The organism is Colwellia sp. Bg11-12 (genome assembly GCF_014076955.1).
Classification (GTDB): domain Bacteria; phylum Pseudomonadota; class Gammaproteobacteria; order Enterobacterales; family Alteromonadaceae; genus Colwellia_A.
This window is the reverse complement of sequence record NZ_JACGUZ010000060.1, coordinates 1-18,530: the sequence shown is the minus strand read 5'-3', so window position 1 is coordinate 18,530 and position 18,530 is coordinate 1. Positions and strand designations below refer to the sequence as shown.

Here is an 18,530-nt window from a genome sequence, read left to right as displayed (position 1 = left end):
TTTTTTATTTCTATTATCGACAATGTTATCCAAACAAACGTGTAAATAACAACGTTGCACGTTTAGTCAGGCAATAAAGAGATAAAAAAGCTCATTTCGAGCGCTTTCTCTTTTAAACTTTTAAAGCGTCCTGATGCACCGCCATGGCCTGCGTCCATATCAGTTTTAAATAGCAATAAGTTATCATCAGTTTTAAGGGCTCTCATTTTTGCTACCCATTTCATCGGTTCAAAATACTGTACTTGTGAATCGTGTAATCCGGTGGTGACCAGTATGTTGGGGTAGTGTTGAGCACTGATATTATCAATGGGTGAATAAGCTAAAATATCTTTATAGGCTTGTGCTTCGTTTGGGTTGCCCCATTCGTCATATTCATTGGTGGTTAGCGGTATGCTTTCATCGAGCATTGTCGTTAACACGTCTAAAAATGGTACATGAGCGCCAATACCTAAATATAGCTCGGGCGCTTGATTAACTACCGCCCCCATCAACAAACCACCGGCACTACCACCAGAGGCAAATATTTTATCCTTAGCCCCATAACCCTTAGCAACCAATGCCTTAGTAACATCAATAAAGTCATTAAAGGTATTTTTTTTATGTTCTTTTTTCCCTGTTTCATACCATTGTCTACCTAACATTTCTGAGCCACGAACATGGGCAATAACGTAAACAAAACCTCGGTCGAGTAAACTTAACGTTTGACTCGAAAAGTCTGGATCTATGGTGATCCCATAGGCACCATAACCGTATTGAAGTAGGGGATTTGTTCCATCTTTTTTAAATTTATCGCCTCGATATACAATAGATACCGGAACTTCTGCACCATCGCGAGCGATAATAAATAAACGTTCTGATTGATAATCTTCTTTTTCAAAATCACCCAATACTTGTTGCTGTTTTAGCAGTTTTCGCTGGCCTGTTGCTAAATCAAACTCAAATAAAGAATCGGGTGTTGTTAAACTAGAATAATATAACCTTGCGATAGTACTGTTTGGCTCTGGGTTTTCATCAAGGCAAGCAAAATAGCATGGGTCGTCAAAAGATAGCGGATAGTGATGACCGGCATTTTCTCCCTGGGTTGTGTGTACAATGAAGCGAATTTGACCCTGTTCTCTTTCGGTAACGACAATGAAGTTATTAAACACTTCAAAGCCTTCTAGTAGCACAGCTTCTCTGTGTGGGACCACTTCTTGCCAGTTACTGATATCATCAATTTGATCAATAGCCGCTTTCATTAACCTAAAGTTTTTAGCTTGATAGTTGGTGACAATATAAAAATATTCACCCAATTTATCAGCGTGATATTCATGCTGTTCTTGATAGGGAAATAGTGCTAAAAACTCACCGTTAGGTTCGTCTGCACTGAGTGCTAGATAATGTGTTGATTGGGTCGCGTGTAAACAAATATAAATTTGAGATTCATCTCTGCTCTTGTCTAAACTCATATAAAAACGATGATCTTCTTCTTCATAAACAAGAATGTCATCTGATTGTGGTGACCCTAATTTATGACGATAAACCTGCGTACCTAATAAGGTTTCTAGATCTTTTTTTACATAATATACCGTTTGATTGTCATTAGACCAAACAATTTGTCCTTCAGTTTCAAAGAGAGTATCAGTTAAATAAGCTTCTTTAGCATCAGTGGATTCAACTAAGTTTTTAAAGTTAATGGTATAAATACGGCGGCTATCGGTGTCTTCAGATATCGACATTATTGCATCATTTGGACTTATCGATAAATCACCTAAATCATAAAATTCATGGTCTTTAGCTCGCTCATTTACATCTAATAACAGTGTTTTATTGTCGCCAGTAAAGCTTGTTGCGCGATAATAGTTTGAAAATTCTTGCTCACCATTAATTTCACTGTGATACCAATATTTACCGTCTTTTGCGGGGACCGTATTGTCGTCTTTTACGATCCGGTCTTTGAGCTCTTGAAAAAGTTTTTCTTGTAACGGTTTTTGGCTCGATAACATGGCATCAGCATAGTTATTTTCAGCTTTAAGGTGGGCTAAAACACTTTCATCGCTTCGCTGATCGTCGCGCATCCAATAATAATTATCCACACGTTGATGATTATGAACTTCCATTTTATGTGGAATTTTCTTTGCTATTGGCGCGTCAATACTTTTGTTCGTCGTCGCTGATATAAGTGGAGATGTTGGCACTAAGTGCTCCTATTTAAATGTTATTTTAATGAGGTTATAATCATGCAATTAATTATTGATGCGATGCTATTTTTTTATCTTGACGATTAGGTTGTCTTCAACAAACTTTAACTTTTCAAGTAAGATCTCACGTGAATCGGCAGCCATAATAATATGACCAATTTCACTGCTGGTACTGTTATATTCGGGAACTTCAAATCCGGGTTCGATTTTAAATTTAAATTGTTCTATTTCTTTCAGCGCTTTGCACTTTTCTAAGCCCAAAATTTCGTCAACAATACCAGCTCCAGGATGAATCATAAGCACACATGCGTATTTATTAGCCTTTGCGGGTAAAGGCGCTGGTGTAGCGCCTGTTTCTAGTTGAACGTAGGTTTTCCATGGATTAAAACCATAGGCAGACTCAATCAGTTCCATATAATACCCACCAGGAGGTCGAACGGCCATTTCCCCAAACACAGGGCCCTTCTTAGTGAGATAGAATTCTGAGTGGGTCATACCATTTACAACGCCAAAACCTTTAATGACACGATCATTTATTTTGATGATCTCTTGTGTTAAGTCTTGCTCTAAAGTTGCGGGTAATATTGATTTTTTCCACTGATGAAGGTAGTCAGTGATATTGTGAAAAATAGGAATTCCGTTATGAATTAACGTTTCTACACTGACTTCGCAGCCCTCAACAAAGGCTTCTGCTAGAAGACCTGGTTTTGAATGTTTATTAACATCTTCAAGGCTTTTTAATACCCTAACTCCTCTTGCACCTGATTCAGCGACAGGTTTAACAACAAGTGGTAATCCTAACCTTTCTACCAACGTCTCGGGCGTATCTTTTTCATTAATCAGATGAAACTTTGTAATAGGTATATCGTGTTTTAAGGCTTCGAGTTTCATGGCATTTTTATTGTGTAAAATGCTGGTGATTTTCAGTGGAGTACCTGAAAGTTTGAATGTTTCTCGGACCATCGCAGCGATGTCAACACTTGATTCAGTCGCTGCAATAACAAATTCTATATTGAATTTACTGATCGCCTCTATATCAGATGTTAAAATGTTTTTTTCACAATGTGAAAAAGGTGTTTCAATGCAACCCGCCAACTTTTCTTTTCGACTTTCGTGTAGGGGGCCATCACTCCATAGAAAGACCTTATGCCCGATTTTTAATGCAGCGCGATAACAACGACTTCTTCTACCAACGATTAACACATTAGCCATTAAACACCTCTTATAATTATCAGCTCAGATTATTCGGTCCTGAGTCTAGACAATCTCTATACATTAATATACAAGAATATGGGTACTTTTTACTTAAAAGCGAGGGAACAGGATCATTTTATAGTTAACAGACGCTAATCAATAGGTACTATTTATTTAAGTTAAGCTATGGGCTTGGTTTTTAGTTAAAAGCGTTTAAAGCTTAAGGTGTTAATATGATAAAAAATTATATTGTGGGTAAACTTGGTCACTTGTTATTTTAATTATATAATCGATCCAATTAGAGCTAAATCGTTTGAGCATTACGCCAAGCTTTGGAACTCATTAGTCAATAAGTTTGCTGGTAAAATAAGCGGTAAGTAACTGAGGAAAGTTAATGAAGTGTCCACATTGTAAACAAAAATTGGGCTTTTTTTCTAAGACGTTAAGTGCATTTGGAAAAATTAAGATCTGTTCTAACTGTGAAAAAAAAATTAAAATAGCATTTAATTTTAAACTGATTATGCTCTTAATAATTCCTGTGTTTTTACTTCATTCATTTTTATTAAAACCTTTGGTCATTATTCTTGGTTTTAGTGGTAATGGTATCGTAGGGATATGGGGTGGGATTTTAGTTATCCTAACTATGCAGTTAAAATCAGCAGAAACAGTGCAACCTTTACCTAAATAGCTATTCAGTAAGACTTTAACCGTTGGCTCTTTTTTTTTCTGCTCATCTATTTTAGCCAACAATTATTCCCCCTTATAATTAGAGCATTAGCTTTTTGAGGAGTAAGTTATGAAACGTAGGCAGTTTGTTAAAACTTCACTGGCAACAGGAGCAGGAATTATAGGCATAGGTGCAGGGACATTTTTGCTCATTGAAGATAGCAGCAAAGATAGCCTTACTGTGGATTTAGCTTTAAGAAAACTGGATAAATTGTCTCATGAAAACTTTTTAAATATAGGGGAGTGGGATCCATATCAAATATTTACGCATTGCGCACAAAGTATAGAGTTTTCAATGTCTGAGTTTCCAGAACATAAATCGAAATTCTTTAAGCGTACTGTTGGGAAATTAGCCTTCTCAATTTTTGCATCTAAAGGCAAGATGACTCACGGTTTGAACGAACCCATTCCAAGCGCGCCTGAACTGACTAAAGGTTTAGACGCTATGATAGCGCTAAATCGCTTGAAAAAATCATTAATTGAGTTTGATTGTTATCAGGGGACTCTTGCCCCGCACTTTGCATATGGTGAACTAACAAAAGATGAATATGAAATCGCGCATGTGATGCATTTATATAATCATCTTCAAGAAATAAAGAGCTAAAAAGCTATTTAATAAATAATAATTACAGCTGGCGGTGTTTGTTCATCACAACTTTTATATTAAGTTCAAATAATAAAACGAGGCGTATAACTAATGAATAATTCAGGGAAAGAAATAGCAAAATATGGGGTTACCTTTGGAACAGCACTCTCTATTGCGATTTCATAGGGTGTAAATGAGTCGGTCTTATGGGCAATTCTACATGGTTTCTTGTCCTGGTTTTATGTTATTTGGCATGTTGTTACACGGTGAATATAGTTGGGTGATTTAAGTGTACTTAATGGTATCAATGATCCCTTTATTTATAATTATTTACTCAAACAAACAAAACAGTGGCTTAACGTTTGTACTACACCTATTTTAGCCAACTATTTCTCGCCGCTAAGCAGGAGATTATTCATTCACAAGGACTGATATTGAAAATTTTAAAGTGTGTTGCCTTACTCTTATTGTTAAGTGGCTGTACTGCATCCAATCATAATTTAAATATGGAACCCAATGCATTAGGTGGTGGGTTTGCTGATCATAAGATTCAAGCAGGGCTTTATTCAATTCTAGCCAAAACAAATTTTGCACCTTGGAGTGACTTCAAAGCTGCTCATAAAATATTTAATCGAAGAGCTACTGAGTTATGTGGATCAGACAGCTTCGCTTCAATTAAGCTTGTAGAAAGAGAGTTTGAGCATATTCCTAGAACTCTTCCACCCAAATATATTATCTCTCAAGTTAATGGTTATGTTATTTGCGAATCATCAAAATTGACTATTAAAGAAGCTGAAGAATTAATTCAAGCTGGTCAAATAATGGCTAACAGTTAGTTTGTATCAGTTGGCAATATGATTAATTCCAACATTATTGGCGTGCACCTACATATTTACATTTATTAACTACGAAAATTTACTCGATGAACGTAACGTTAATAGTTTAAAACAATAAAAATTAAGAGTTTGGTGTCGTTGTATAGCAAGCATGGCTCTCAAGCAGGACAAATATTCGTTGGCTATTTGCTCCTGGATTTTCCAGCTAATTACCAGAACAAGGTATATCATAATAAAGTAGTCAGTGTTTGTCCGCGGGTTGAGATTTGTCAAACAGAAATTAATGTCCCACCACTTTAGCCCTCCTTTTAAATAGAGACCTTATCTGCAAAAGTGTGTCAGTAATCATTCAATACTTGCCAAATCAACGGTGAACGTAAGCACTTATAAAAATTAAGAAAAGTCACCATGTGATTTTCCTCAGATTCAATTGACTAAGTTATCTAATAAACTCAGCCTATGGAAACGTTATATATACACTCTACTTCAATCAAATATTCATTCTTTGTGATGATGTTATAACTATCACAGGCAGTATTGGCTGAAATAATTTATGACTACTACGTGTGGTATCGAACAGAAAAATAATATTATTTATCGTAGCATTTACTGATAATCGTGAGTCGAAATTACAAAGTGAATCTATCTAAAACAAATTATAAGATGCAATTTATTTAATTAAAGTTTTATTTTACAGTTTGATAGGGTGGATTTGTCATTAATTATAAAGTTAAAACCTATTTTTTAGAAGGTTATTTAATAAATAGAGAAACCTATGACGCCAGAGAATAACAACGCTAAAAAGTCCAAATCAGATCTACCTGATTTAAGCAAAGTAGTCGGTAAATTTTTTCAAAAGTATCAAGCATTACTGCCAACGAGTAGTGGCAAAAAACCTGGATGGATTATCCTTGCAGTTATATTGCTCACTGGTGGTATTTATACTGCGGTATACACAGTTCCTAGCGATTCTGTAGCCGTTGTACTGAGATTTGGTAAGTTTGAAGCTATTTTCCCCGCAGGCTTACATTTCAAATTACCTTTAGGTATTGATCAAGTCAACATTGTGCCAACAAAGCGACAGTTGAAGCAAGAGTTTGGCTTTTCAACGCCTGGTGCTAAAGACCCTGACCAAAATATTTCCTTAAACAACTCATTCAATGATTCTTTAAACAATATGGGCCGTACTGCTCGTGAGCGTGACTTAGCCGTGGCAAGTAATCAAGTGGGAGAAACCCAAATGGTGACTGGAGATTTGAATACTGCACTGGTTGAATGGGTCATTCAGTATCGAATTGCTGACCCCAAAAATTACCTATTTGAAGTACGTGACCCTGCAGGCACATTGCGCTATGTATCTGAATCAGTGATGCGTGAAGTGGTGGGTGATAGAACTGTTGACGAAGTGATCACTATTGGCCGCCAAGAAATTGAAGTTGAAGCACTTAAAAAAATGCAGGCTTTGGCAACTAAATATGTAATGGGCATTAGTATTGACCAAGTTCAATTAAAGAATATTAATCCGCCGAAGCCCGTTCAAGCGTCATTTAATGAGGTAAATCAGGCTCAACAAGAAAAGGAAAAGCTGATTAATGAAGCGCGCCGAGATTACAATCGTATTATCCCATTGGCAGAAGGCGAGCGAGATCAACGTATTCGCGAAGCTGATGGCTATAGAATAAAACGAATTAATGAAGCAGAAGGTGATGTGTTACGTTTTAATGCACTATATGACCAATTTAAATTGGCGCCAGAGGTAACTCGCAGGCGCATTTACGTGGAGACCATGCAAAAAGTAATGCCAACCATAAGCAACAAAATTATCATCGATAGTGGCACAATAGATGTTTTACCTTTGCTTAATTTAACATCTATTGAAGGGAGAAAACCATGAAACGTTATTTAAGCTTGTTCACGAGCATTTTGTTATTCGTTATTATTACCTTACTTTATGGCGCCTTTTACACCGTAAATGAAGTCGAACAAGTCATTATTACCCAATTTGGTCGTCCCGTGGGGGAGCCAGTGGTTGATGCTGGTATTAAGTTTAAATTACCTTATATTCAACAGGTTAATTCGATTGATAAACGTGTGTTGGAATGGGAAGGCACACCTTCAGATATGCCGACAAAGGACAAGTTATATATTTCTGTTAGCTTATATGCACGCTGGCAGATAACCGACCCATTGCCGTATTTTTTACGTTTAGGTGATGAGCGTAGTGCGCAATCAAGATTAGATGATATTTTTGGTAGTGAGACACGAAATGCGGTAGCAACACATAAGCTAATTGAAATTATTCGTACCACGAAAGGCCGTCAACCTCTGCGTGACCCATTGTTAACTGATGCAGAAAAAGCATTGGATATGGGCAGTTTAGTGCCTATCCATAAAGGTAGGAAACTTGTCGAACAAGACATATTTGACGCCGCGGCAGAAAAGGTTAAGGTGTTCGGTATTGAACTATTAGATATTCGTTTTAAACGCATTAATTATAATGAAAGTGTACGACCTAAAATTTATGAGCGCATGATCAGTGAACGTCGCCAAATTGCCGAAAGATTCTTATCTGAAGGCAAAGGTGAGGCAGCTAGAATATTAGGCAACCGCGAACGTGATTTAAATAAAATTCAATCAGAAGCTTATCGTCAAGTTGTAGAAATTCGCGGTAAAGCCGACGCTAAAGCTGCTGGAATTTATTCTACAGCACATAGCCAAAGCCCAGAATCTATTGATTTTTATGCTTTTACACGAACCTTACAAGCCTATGAACTTGCTATTGGCGAAGATACGACATTAGTACTGTCGACTAACAGTGATTTATTTAAATATTTACACAATGCCAATCCCCCAAAAAATATCATTGAAAAGTAAACGCTGCATCGATATTTTAAAAAGCATCAATACGAATGAGTTTACATATAAAAAACCGCTTTACTGGTACTCCTAATTTGCATCGTTAGATGCTAGGAGTAGCGGTGGCTATCATAACGAATAATTAACGGAGTGTTCTCATGGGATCTCATTATACTAATCAAAATAAACACGCTACCGTTAACTTCTCTGCCTTGAAAACCGCAATAGGAAATGGTGAAGCGTTATTAATAAAAAACTTACTAGCAAATCAATCCATGCAAGATCTTGAAAAAAAATACCTCATTAATTTAGCTCATATAAACAACAACCCCACTATCATAAAACTACTCGAAGGTATTCCTGTTAAGGAATAAGTCATGAATATTGACTATCGTTCAGGCATCTACATTTAAAATCTAAAGTTGAATGTTAACTTCTACAACAATGAATAATAAACAGGTCAATAATATGACCTGTTTATGCATTATGCTAAAAATTTACCCTTCAAAATTAATTAAGAAGGGTAACAATATTAGTCTGTCGACGCTAAATTTCGTAGCACATAATGTAATATGCCACCATGTTGGTAGTATTTGAATTCGTTTGGTGTATCAATACGAATTTTTACTTCAAAGGAACGTTCATTACCGTCTTCAGTTTTAACGGATACTGTCACCGTTTTCTGCCCAATACTCACTGCGGGAATACTGAATTGCTCTTCACCGGTCAGCTTTAATGACTCGGCATTATCATCCGGCATAAACTGCAATGGTAATATCCCCATGCCGACTAAATTAGATCGATGAATACGTTCGTAACTTTGTGCAATTACCGCTTTAACGCCTAATAAGGCAGGCCCTTTGGCGGCCCAATCACGAGAACTGCCCGTACCATATTCTTTTCCAGCTAAGACAATCGAAGCAATTTTTTGTTGTTGGTATTGCATCGCCGCATCAAAAACACTCATTTTTTCACCCGATGGCATCAGTGTCGTCCAACAGCCCTCAGTGCCTGGTGCTAATAAATTACGTAAACGAACATTGGCAAAAGTACCGCGCATCATCACTTCATGATTTCCGCGTCTAGAGCCATAAGAGTTAAAGTCTTTAGGTGATACGCCTTCACTTTGTAAATACTCTGCCGCGGGGCTATCTAGCGCAATGGAACCGGCAGGCGATATATGGTCAGTAGTGACACTATCACCAAGTTTTAACAAACATCGGGCATCTTTAATCGGGCTAATACTTGGTATTTTTGCGGTAATATTGTTAAAAAATGGTGGCAATTTGACGTAAGTAGAATCTGGCCAATCATATTTCTGGCTTTGTACTATATCCAGTTCCTGCCAGTCTTTATTACCACTATACACATCTTCATATCGGGAAATAAACATTGAACTGTCGATAACTTTTTCGATTACTTGCTTAATTTCCTGACTATCTGGCCATATGTCATGTAAATAAACCGGTTTACCTGATAAATCATTACCTAACGCGCCAGTTGTAATATCAGTTTTCATATTGCCCGCTAATGCATAGGCAACTACCAGAGGAGGAGAAGCTAAATAATTAGCTTGTACTTCTGGATGAATACGACCTTCAAAATTACGGTTACCTGATAAAACAGACGTAACAGACAAATCTCCTTGATGAATAGCGTCGCTAATTTCTGTAGGTAAGGGGCCTGAATTACCAATACAGGTCGTACAACCGTATCCGACTAACTGAAAACCAAGAGCATCTAGATCTTCATTTAAACCAGACTTAAGCAGATAATCAGTGACCACTTGTGAACCTGGTGCAAAACTGGTTTTCACCCAAGGCTTAACCGTTAATCCTCGCTGACGCGCATTTCTGGCTAATAATCCAGCGGCAATTAATACCGATGGATTTGAAGTGTTAGTGCAACTAGTGATTGCAGCTATCACTACAGCACCATGTTTTAAGACAAAATCTTCATCTCCATACTGACAAGGTACACCTGAATCCTCATTACTTGTCGGTAGCAGTACAGATGGTTGTCCACCTTCACTTTCAAAACCACTTTCACTTTGGCTAGAATCAACGTGTTTAATGCCGTGTTGTAAAGCTAACCAGTCACGGTAGGCAAGACCGGCTCTGTTTAATGAAATTCGGTCCTGTGGGCGTTTAGGTCCAGCAATAGAAGGCACGACTGTATCGAGTGCTAACGATAATCGGCTGTGATAGACCGCATTTTCTTGCGACTCAGTACCCCACATATCCATTGTTTTTAAATAAGACTCTATGCGTTCAATATGTTCGCTGTCACGCCCTGTTAATTTTAGATAATCAGTGGTTTGATGATCGATAGGGAAAATGCCACAAGTCGCGCCATACTCGGGCGCCATATTAGCAATGGTCGCTCGGTCTGCCAAGGTGAGTTCGTTCACGCCAGGGCCAAAAAATTCGACAAACTTACCCACTACTCCCGCCGCGCGTAATTGTTCGGTCACCGTTAACACTAAGTCAGTAGCGGTAGTGCCTGGAGGTAATTTTCCTGTCAATTCAAAACCAACAATTTCTGGTATTAACATCGTAACGGGTTGGCCTAACATAGCCGCTTCAGCTTCTATACCTCCTACTCCCCAACCCAACACACCTAAACCATTAATCATGGTGGTATGTGAATCGGTGCCGACCAAAGTGTCAGGATAAAGTAAATTATTTTCGTCTGGCTTTTTGAATACCACTCGGGCTAAATATTCGAGATTTACTTGATGCACAATACCGCGACCTGGTGGAACCACCTTAAAATCATCAAAACTTTGCTGGCCCCAACGTAAAAACTGGTAACGTTCACGATTACGTTGAAACTCAATCGCGGTATTTTTTTCCATCGCATCAGCTTGACCGAACACATCGACCATTACAGAATGGTCAATGACTAATTCTACTGGATTTAACGGGTTAATTTTTTCGGCTTTTCCGCCCATTTTTACTATTGCATCACGCATAGCCGCTAAATCAACTACGGCGGGTACCCCAGTAAAGTCTTGCAAAATTACGCGAGCAGGTACAAAGGCAATTTCAGTATCTTGCCAGTTGTCTACATCCCAATTGGCTAAGGTTTCAATATCCCCTTGTTGAACAAAATCACTATCTGCATGACGCAATAGATTTTCTAAGAGGATTTTAGCGGCAAAAGGCAAACGTGAAAGTGAATACTTATCCGCCAAACCATCAAAACTGTGGTACTGGCAAATTTCACCATTAATTTCAAGCTGCTTCAAACGTTGTATAGAGTTGGCCATTGTCGTTATCTCCATTAAAAGTATTAATCTAATTGGTATACGTCTCATGATAAACGTAGTAAATATACCCTAGCATACATGGACGAAAACATGATGTAGCAGCCAAAATAAAGGGCTGGTGACATGTTTAATTATATAACAATCAGTAGGGTGTTTATTACAAATGAGACTCGAGTCAAATAATTTATCATGGTAGATAGATTTGATAAGACAGGATAAATTAGTGATACGACCCTCGATGAACACCTGTTATGAAAAGGTAAGTCTAGCTGCAACCGATAGATAATTGACGATGTCATATTAATTACCGACTTAATTGATCGGGTCGCTCACAGCAGGTTCGTTACCATCATAATATTCAAAGCAATATATTTATTGCTTAAATCAATGCTTATTGCTCTTTATAACGCACTGCCAATACATCACATTTTGCGCCGTGTAAAATGGCATTTGCGGTAGAGCCTAATAATAATCGTAAACCGTGTACGCCATGGCTACCTGTTATAATTAAATCGACACTTTCGTTTTCTGCGAAAGCCAATATTTCTTCGCTAATATATCCGACCGATATACACAAGTCTTGCTCGGTGATATTTAGCCTTTTAGCTAATGGTTGAAGTATCTCTTCGGCTTGTTCTTTTCGTTTTTCTGTATTACCAAAACTGCCAACAGGGTCTGGACCCGGAACAACACCGAGTGCTCCACCATAATTAGGTATCGGCTCTACCACATGAATAATACTGAGTTTAGCTTCGGTGAACTGTTGTAGTTGCGCGACTTTATCTTCAATATAGCTTTTTGAATCATGAAGTTCTGTGGCAAATAAAATATGTTTATACATAAAGTTTTCCTCTCTTAAATTACAATGTTTTTTTTATTGGTGGCTGGCAAAGCATTAACTTGTTGTTTTACCTGTTTTCAAGCGTGCTACGTCTTTTACTGTAGTAAAACTTTTATGGTTTTTCATGGTATTATCCATTAATGAATAAAATTTTATAACGTTAAGCACTACATAAATAACACCTTGTACTTAATGTAAAAATATATCTGTACGGTGTCACACATAACCTAATAATTATCGTATTATTTTTTATGCGAAAGCCACTAGAACAGTAGGTTATTACTTCGCCAGACCCAACAATAGGGCAAAGCTTAATTGTAGGGTCTTTAAATGTTATTGTTGCTTGTTTTGTAGTTATCTGAGTTTTTGCCCATGTACTTCGGGTGATCTAAATGTTGATTACTGCGATATATACTTTTTGTTTACTTAATTACCTAAAATAAACTTATCACCTAAAAAAGAATGTTGTGTACGGTATCGAACCGAACAGCGAGATTGTTTTTGTTAACGTATAATAATCTTTAGCAGCTTCATTTAATTATTAAGAAGGGACGCCACACGATGCAAAAAATAATCGACACCCAAATTACTCCCTTACAAAATCACTTACTAGCTGTCTTGCCTGAGGAAGTAAAAGAACGACTTTTTCCTTTTGTTGAATTAGTAAAATTAGAGTTAGGTGAGGTGATGTACGAAGCCGGTGATAAGCTCGCTAATGTGTACTTTCCTGTTGATTCTATTGTGTCTTTATTATACGTAATGGAGAGTGGCGCTTCGGCAGAAATCTCTGTGGTAGGTAACGAAGGCGTTGTTGGTATTGCGTTGTTTATGGGCGGAGAAAGTACCTCTAGCCGAGCCGTAGTTCAAAGTGCGGGCTATGCTTATCGACTTAAAGGAAAACGCTTAACCGAAGAGTTCCATCGCCATGGTAAATTGTTAGGTGTAATGCTTCGTTATACCCAATCACTCATTACTCAAATGTCACAGACTGCAGTATGTAATCGCCACCATACGATTGATCAGCAATTGTGCCGTTTTCTATTACTGTCGCTTGACCGGTTACCGGATAATACCCTAGCGATGACTCAGGAACTTATTGGTAATATGCTAGGGGTACGCCGTGAAGGTGTGACCGAAGCTGCTGGGAAACTTCAGAAGTTGGGTGTGATTGATTATCATCGCGGGCATATTACCGTGTTAAATAGGCAGAAACTTGAAGACTTAAGTTGTGAATGCTATGCGGTTGTAAAAAAAGAAACTGACCGATTGCTCCCTCAAGGAAACGAAAAATATTATTATCACTCACAAAACGTTATTAATCTTTAATCAACGCTATTTATTCTAGTGGGTAAAACTGTCTTTTACCTTCATAAATTGATGCTTTTTATGAGTATCAAAACTCTTCCTTTAATATCAGCGTCAAAACGTTATGACTTTAGCGCTGACATTGAAGGAAATCACGCTACATTTTAGACACCGCTATTGCTTAGTAAACTAATCATTATAAAATATTTAAGTTATAAGCTCATATAAATTAGCAATGTTTGCCAGCGCACAGAACCCTTATTTTATAAAGCTTACACTTGGCTATTGCTGCTATAAATTTCAATTATTTAACGCAATATCATTTTTCTGTACCAGAGAGCAAACACATGCGATCAAAAGAAAAGCAAGAAGTCACCAATAAACTGTTAGATGGGCTACCGAGTAAACTAAGAAAAACTATTTTAGCGCAATGCGAGCAGGTCCATTTAACCTCCGGTGATATATTGCATGAGCGTGGGCAAGGCATTGACTACATATTCTATCCTTTAACAGGGTATATTTCACTGGTCACTACAGGAACGAGACACCCACCGCTTGAACTGTGTATTATCGGTAATGAAGGTATGTTGGGTATTTCCAATATTTCAGGGGTAGAATCGGCACCTGATAGAGCTGTTGTCCAGGGGTCCGGAACGGCTCTACGCTTATCTGTTAAGCAATTTCAGTATCAACTGAAAAACTTTCCATTACTGTTAAAAAGATTAAATGATTACCTTTACATTTTGTTTGTGCAATGTTCACAATCATTAGTCTGCATGCGATTTCATCCCATAGTATCTCGTCTTGCTCGTTGGTTACTCATGACTGATGATAGGGCACACTCTACTCATTTAAACCTAACACATCTATTTCTTGCTGATATGCTTGGCGTTCGAAGAAGTGGGATAACAGTGGCCGCTGGGATATTAAAAGATAAAAAGTTAATTAGCTACACACGAGGTACCATTCAGATACTTAATCGTAAGGGCTTAGAGTTGGAAGCTTGTGAGTGTTATCAGCTGATGAAAGGTAATTATACCAATATGTTAAACTAGACCAATTTAGCTATTCGTTTGTTTCGAATAAGCGTTAGTAAAGACCTTTATTATAATCTCAAACAGCATTTTACACTATTTTTAGTCTGTTAATCAGCGCTAAGACCTCTTTAGAAACCCTCTGTTTCAACTTGCCTGCATTAGTTTTAAGCCGTTTAGGTTAAAACACACTTTTTAGACAGTACGCTAACGTACAGAGCGCTCCCCCTTGTCACCGTATAATATTTTTAGATTTAGCTTAATAAATCAAAGATAACTGTTTTTATGTTAACTGTCTTAGCCGTCTTTAAAAACATATAACACGGTTGAATACATTTAATCGGAGAAAAATACAATGCAAAGTGAAAAGCACTTACAGAGAGATATCTCACACATTCAAAAGCTTATTAATATAGGTGATGTTGCAATGCTCGTTTCTAGGTCTGCTGATGGAGTACTGAAAAGTCGACCGATGGAAACCGTTGAAGTTAGCGCTGAAGGGGAACTCTTCTTTTTTACAACGCTATCTTCAGAGTTGATTGGTGAATTGACTGAAAACAGCTTCGTAAATCTTAGCTTTATCAAAGAAGATAACCATTTTATTTCGGTATCTGGGATCACTCAGGTAATTAAAAGTAAAGCTATGTTGATTAAATTATGGGAGTCACGTTATGAAACGTGGGTTCAAGATGGATTGGATAACCCAGACATTGCTTTATTGAAAGTGAGTTTAGTACGAGCAGAGCATTGGAAGCATAACACGATGTTAAATAGCATCAGACAATTATTTACTCCGGGAGTTTCAGCAGTAAATAATGTTCATGAATCAATTGAGCCTGATGAAAGTCGTTAATAATGAGTGAACATAATTTTTAAATTCAGAACGCTATGGGTAGTGCTTAATTAAAATACATCTCGATAAACTTATTTTAAATTGAAAGGGGAATACATGTCTACAATCAAAAAACGTAAAGTTGTCGACCACATTGTCGAGACACTTTACAAATATGGTGTCCGCCATGTCTTTGGTATTCCAGGTGATGCGATTAATGATTTGATGGACGCTATACGCCGCAATGGAGAAATAGAATTTATTCAAGTTCGTCATGAAGAAAGTGGGGCGTTTGCCGCATCAGCCCAAGCAAAATTAACCGGTAAGCTTGCTGTTTGTGTCGGTACTGCTGGAGGTGGAGCCATACATTTACTCAATGGGTTGTACGACGCTAAGCTTGACCACGTACCTGTCCTAGCAATAACAGGGCAGTTACCACGTTCTGAAATGGGTAATAACTCACATCAAGAAATCAATTCATCGGCTCTTTTTTCTGATGTCGCTGTATTTAATCAAACGTTGTTTGCTGCTGATCGTGTCCCTGAGATCATACAGCAAGCGTGTAATAGTGCGATTGTTGAAAAGGGTGTTGCTCATATTGCCCTTCCTGCAGATGTGGCCACTGAGCAAGTAGAAGCAGGTATTACTTGTCATCCAATCGCGGGCACTGAAACGGGCAGTACCAAACCTTTAGCATCAGCATTAAACAATACACTTAGCCTAATTGAGCAAGCTAATAAAATTGTAGTTCTTGCGGGTGTAGGGGCTATTCCAGCGCGTCAACAGCTACTTACTTTGTTGAAAAAATGCAATGCACCACTTATTAGAACATTAAAAGCAAAAGTATTACTCCCAGATGATCATGAATATTCCTTAGGAGGACTTGGCTTACTTGGTACGCGACCATCAATTGAGGCAATAAATAATTGTGATTTACTTATTATGCTCGGTACTGATTTTCCCTACAAAGAGTATTACCCAGGAAAAGCGAAAGTCATTCAAGTGGACATAGATATTAGACACATAGGTCGACGTTGCCCAGTCGATGTGTCGATAGTTGGAGAGGTAAGTGAAGTGCTAGAGCAATTAATTATTGATTTACCCCAAAAAGATGACAACAATTTTCTTGCTGAATGTCGTCACCAAAAAATGAAATGGTCAAGAGAACAAGGCGAAAAAGAAAGCTCGCAAGCCACGCCAATAAAACCGCAGTTCCTAGCACGAGCAATCGGCGAGCTTGCCAACAAAGATGCGATTTTTCTTTGTGATACTGGCACGGTGACTGCTTGGGCCGCACGTCATTTACCCGTAACTGAACACCAACTATTTACCCTTTCAGGTAACTTGGCCACGATGGCATTTAGCATGGCTGGCGCGATAGGCGCACAATTAAAATTTCCTGACCGGCAGGTAATAGCACTTATCGGGGATGGTGGTTTTAGTATGTTAATGCAAGAATTTATTACCGTGGTCAATCGTAAATTACCGATAAAAGTTATTATTTTTAACAACGCCAAATTGGGGCTAATTCAACTTGAACAAGAAAGCAGTGGTTACCCTAATTATAAAACGGCATTAAAAAATCCAGATTTTGCTGAATTTGCTCGATTATGTGGTGGAGAAGGTTGGAGCGTAGAACGCCCTGAAATGCTTGTCGATGCATTGAAAGAGGCATTTACTCGTACAGAGGCCTGTGTGCTTGATGTCCATATCGATCCAAATGAATTGGTTATGCCGCCCAAGCTTGAACTGTCACAAGCAGTAAATTATTCGATTGCTAAAGCTAAAGAGTTTTTAAATTAAAAGGACTTAGACTTTGTTACGTATCTTGTTCGCGATGATTGACAACGAGCTAACAAAGCAGTCGTAGCATAAATTAAATTGTAATCACTTAAGTCATTACAAAATACTATTTAATATTTTTCAAGGATAACTATATGCTTTTTAATGGTTCGTTTAATACAGACTGTCCTCTTCGTCAGAAAATTCGTGAGTTCTACCGTATTGATGAACAAATCGCGGTAGATCATATATTACCACTGGCAGAAGTAAATGTTGGTGCAAGAAGTCGAGCGTGGGAAAGAGCGCGTAAAATGGCTGTTCAAATTCGTAAAGACGAATCAGGTAACGGTGCAATAGACGCCTTATTAAAAGAATACACTCTCTCAAGTGAAGAAGGTGTGGTCTTGATGTGTTTGGCCGAAGCCTTGTTACGAGTACCAGACAAACATACTCAAGATGCTTTAATTCGTGACAAAATTTCTCAAGGGCAATGGAACAGTCATTTAGGCAGCAGCGATTCATTGTTCGTTAATGCCTCGTCATGGGGCTTGTTAATTACCGGCACTATGGTGAATTATGCTGATAAACGCAAAAAGGAAAGTTTTGGTTTACTGAAACAAATTGTCGGTCGTTTAGGTGAACCTGTTATTCGGAAATCAATGAACTACGCCATGAAAATTATGGGTAAGCAGTTTGTGATGGGCGATACAATCATTGCCGCAACTGAGCGTGCTGCTGATAAAGAGCAGCAAGGCTATGTCTATTCATTTGACATGCTCGGTGAAGGTGCACGTACGATGAATGATGCTGATAAGTATTTTAAAGCTTATCAAGAGGCAATAGACGCGATTGGGGATGTAGCTCGTGCTACGGGTAAAGATGATCCTCGTAAAGTTCCTGGTATTTCAGTAAAACTTTCAGCGATTCATCCTCGTTATGAATTTATCCACAAAGAACGCGTGATGGCTGAAATTGTGCCAAAACTTAAGGCACTTTGTTTACAAGCAAAAAGCTACAATATTGGCTTAACCGTTGATGCAGAAGAATCTGAACGTTTAGATATATCACTTGATATTATTGAAGCTGT

At 37.9% G+C, this 18,530-nt stretch carries 15 protein-coding genes; 11 read left to right on the top strand and 4 right to left on the bottom strand.

Translation table 11 applies throughout. The features are described 5' to 3' along the window. Nucleotides 1-62 precede the first annotated feature (62 nt). Together H4J39_RS07810 and H4J39_RS07805 are read right to left on the bottom strand one after the other, a co-directional pair. Complete coding sequence (locus H4J39_RS07810) at nt 63-2,177, bottom strand: S9 family peptidase (protein WP_182227133.1); 2,115 nt, start codon at nt 2,175-2,177, stop codon at nt 63-65. 66 nt (nt 2,178-2,243) lie between these two features. Beyond that, nucleotides 2,244-3,392 carry an ATP-grasp domain-containing protein gene (locus H4J39_RS07805; RefSeq protein WP_182227131.1) on the bottom strand — a complete coding sequence of 383 codons (1,149 nt, stop codon included), beginning with the start codon at nt 3,390-3,392 and terminating at the stop codon, nt 2,244-2,246. A 376-nt stretch (nt 3,393-3,768) separates the two neighbouring features. Between H4J39_RS07805 and H4J39_RS07800 the strand changes: the two genes are divergently transcribed. From H4J39_RS07800 to H4J39_RS07775, 6 genes are all read left to right on the top strand, one after another. Continuing rightward, nucleotides 3,769-4,062 (top strand): hypothetical protein, encoded by a 294-nt coding sequence (locus H4J39_RS07800; RefSeq protein ID WP_182227130.1) that lies wholly within the window; start codon nt 3,769-3,771, stop codon nt 4,060-4,062. Nucleotides 4,063-4,170: 108 nt separating this feature from the next. Then, complete coding sequence (locus H4J39_RS07795) at nt 4,171-4,704, top strand: DUF1569 domain-containing protein (RefSeq protein ID WP_182227128.1); 534 nt, start codon at nt 4,171-4,173, stop codon at nt 4,702-4,704. Nucleotides 4,705-5,120: 416 nt separating this feature from the next. Next, complete coding sequence (locus H4J39_RS07790) at nt 5,121-5,522, top strand: hypothetical protein (protein WP_182227126.1); 402 nt, start codon at nt 5,121-5,123, stop codon at nt 5,520-5,522. Between the two features lie 775 nt (nt 5,523-6,297). After that, nucleotides 6,298-7,416, top strand: a complete 1,119-nt coding sequence (gene hflK, locus H4J39_RS07785) for an FtsH protease activity modulator HflK (RefSeq protein WP_182227124.1) — start codon at nt 6,298-6,300, stop codon at nt 7,414-7,416. Continuing rightward, nucleotides 7,413-8,396: a protease modulator HflC gene (gene hflC, locus H4J39_RS07780; RefSeq protein ID WP_182227122.1), complete on the top strand. Its 984-nt coding sequence runs from the start codon at nt 7,413-7,415 to the stop codon at nt 8,394-8,396. The genes hflK and hflC overlap by 4 nt, the downstream gene beginning before the upstream one ends. Before the next feature lie 140 nt (nt 8,397-8,536). Next, complete coding sequence (locus H4J39_RS07775) at nt 8,537-8,752, top strand: hypothetical protein (RefSeq protein ID WP_182227120.1); 216 nt, start codon at nt 8,537-8,539, stop codon at nt 8,750-8,752. Nucleotides 8,753-8,910: 158 nt separating this feature from the next. Here the strand turns inward: H4J39_RS07775 and acnA are convergent, their stop codons facing one another. Together acnA and H4J39_RS07765 are read right to left on the bottom strand one after the other, a co-directional pair. Next, the gene (gene acnA / locus H4J39_RS07770) at nt 8,911-11,649 is read right to left on the bottom strand and encodes an aconitate hydratase AcnA (protein WP_182227118.1); all 2,739 of its coding nucleotides are present in this window, start codon (nt 11,647-11,649) and stop codon (nt 8,911-8,913) included. 391 nt (nt 11,650-12,040) lie between these two features. Next, nucleotides 12,041-12,490, bottom strand: a complete 450-nt coding sequence (locus H4J39_RS07765) for a universal stress protein (RefSeq protein WP_182227116.1) — start codon at nt 12,488-12,490, stop codon at nt 12,041-12,043. Between the two features lie 561 nt (nt 12,491-13,051). Here H4J39_RS07765 and H4J39_RS07760 point away from each other — a divergent pair. The 5 genes from H4J39_RS07760 to H4J39_RS07740 all read left to right on the top strand — a co-directional run. Next, nucleotides 13,052-13,816, top strand: a complete 765-nt coding sequence (locus H4J39_RS07760) for a Crp/Fnr family transcriptional regulator (protein WP_182227114.1) — start codon at nt 13,052-13,054, stop codon at nt 13,814-13,816. A 326-nt stretch (nt 13,817-14,142) separates the two neighbouring features. Then, a complete protein-coding gene (locus H4J39_RS07755) occupies nt 14,143-14,850 on the top strand; it encodes a Crp/Fnr family transcriptional regulator (protein WP_182227112.1) in 708 nt (235 codons plus the stop codon). A gap of 334 nt (nt 14,851-15,184) precedes the next feature. After that, on the top strand, nt 15,185-15,682 hold the full coding sequence (locus H4J39_RS07750; RefSeq protein ID WP_182227110.1) for a pyridoxamine 5'-phosphate oxidase family protein: 498 nt from the start codon (nt 15,185-15,187) through the stop codon (nt 15,680-15,682). A 96-nt stretch (nt 15,683-15,778) separates the two neighbouring features. Beyond that, nucleotides 15,779-17,464, top strand: coding sequence for a thiamine pyrophosphate-dependent enzyme (locus H4J39_RS07745; RefSeq protein WP_182227108.1), 1,686 nt, complete (start codon nt 15,779-15,781; stop codon nt 17,462-17,464). Nucleotides 17,465-17,598: 134 nt separating this feature from the next. Beyond that, the coding region (locus tag H4J39_RS07740; protein WP_182227106.1) for a proline dehydrogenase family protein at nt 17,599-18,530 on the top strand (932 nt) is incomplete at its 3' end.

Bases quoted from the DNA above. Each gene is read 5' to 3' on its own strand.
- H4J39_RS07805 (WP_182227131.1), bottom strand. From the start codon at position 3,392: ATGGCTAATGTGTTAATCGTTGGTAGAAGAAGTCGTTGTTATCGCGCT.
- H4J39_RS07800 (WP_182227130.1), top strand. From the start codon at position 3,769: ATGAAGTGTCCACATTGTAAACAAAAATTGGGCTTTTTTTCTAAGACG.
- H4J39_RS07795 (WP_182227128.1), top strand. From the start codon at position 4,171: ATGAAACGTAGGCAGTTTGTTAAAACTTCACTGGCAACAGGAGCAGGA.
- hflK (WP_182227124.1), top strand. From the start codon at position 6,298: ATGACGCCAGAGAATAACAACGCTAAAAAGTCCAAATCAGATCTACCT.
- hflC (WP_182227122.1), top strand. From the start codon at position 7,413: ATGAAACGTTATTTAAGCTTGTTCACGAGCATTTTGTTATTCGTTATT.
- H4J39_RS07775 (WP_182227120.1), top strand. From the start codon at position 8,537: ATGGGATCTCATTATACTAATCAAAATAAACACGCTACCGTTAACTTC.
- acnA (WP_182227118.1), bottom strand. From the start codon at position 11,649: ATGGCCAACTCTATACAACGTTTGAAGCAGCTTGAAATTAATGGTGAA.
- H4J39_RS07765 (WP_182227116.1), bottom strand. From the start codon at position 12,490: ATGTATAAACATATTTTATTTGCCACAGAACTTCATGATTCAAAAAGC.
- H4J39_RS07760 (WP_182227114.1), top strand. From the start codon at position 13,052: ATGCAAAAAATAATCGACACCCAAATTACTCCCTTACAAAATCACTTA.
- H4J39_RS07755 (WP_182227112.1), top strand. From the start codon at position 14,143: ATGCGATCAAAAGAAAAGCAAGAAGTCACCAATAAACTGTTAGATGGG.
- H4J39_RS07750 (WP_182227110.1), top strand. From the start codon at position 15,185: ATGCAAAGTGAAAAGCACTTACAGAGAGATATCTCACACATTCAAAAG.
- H4J39_RS07745 (WP_182227108.1), top strand. From the start codon at position 15,779: ATGTCTACAATCAAAAAACGTAAAGTTGTCGACCACATTGTCGAGACA.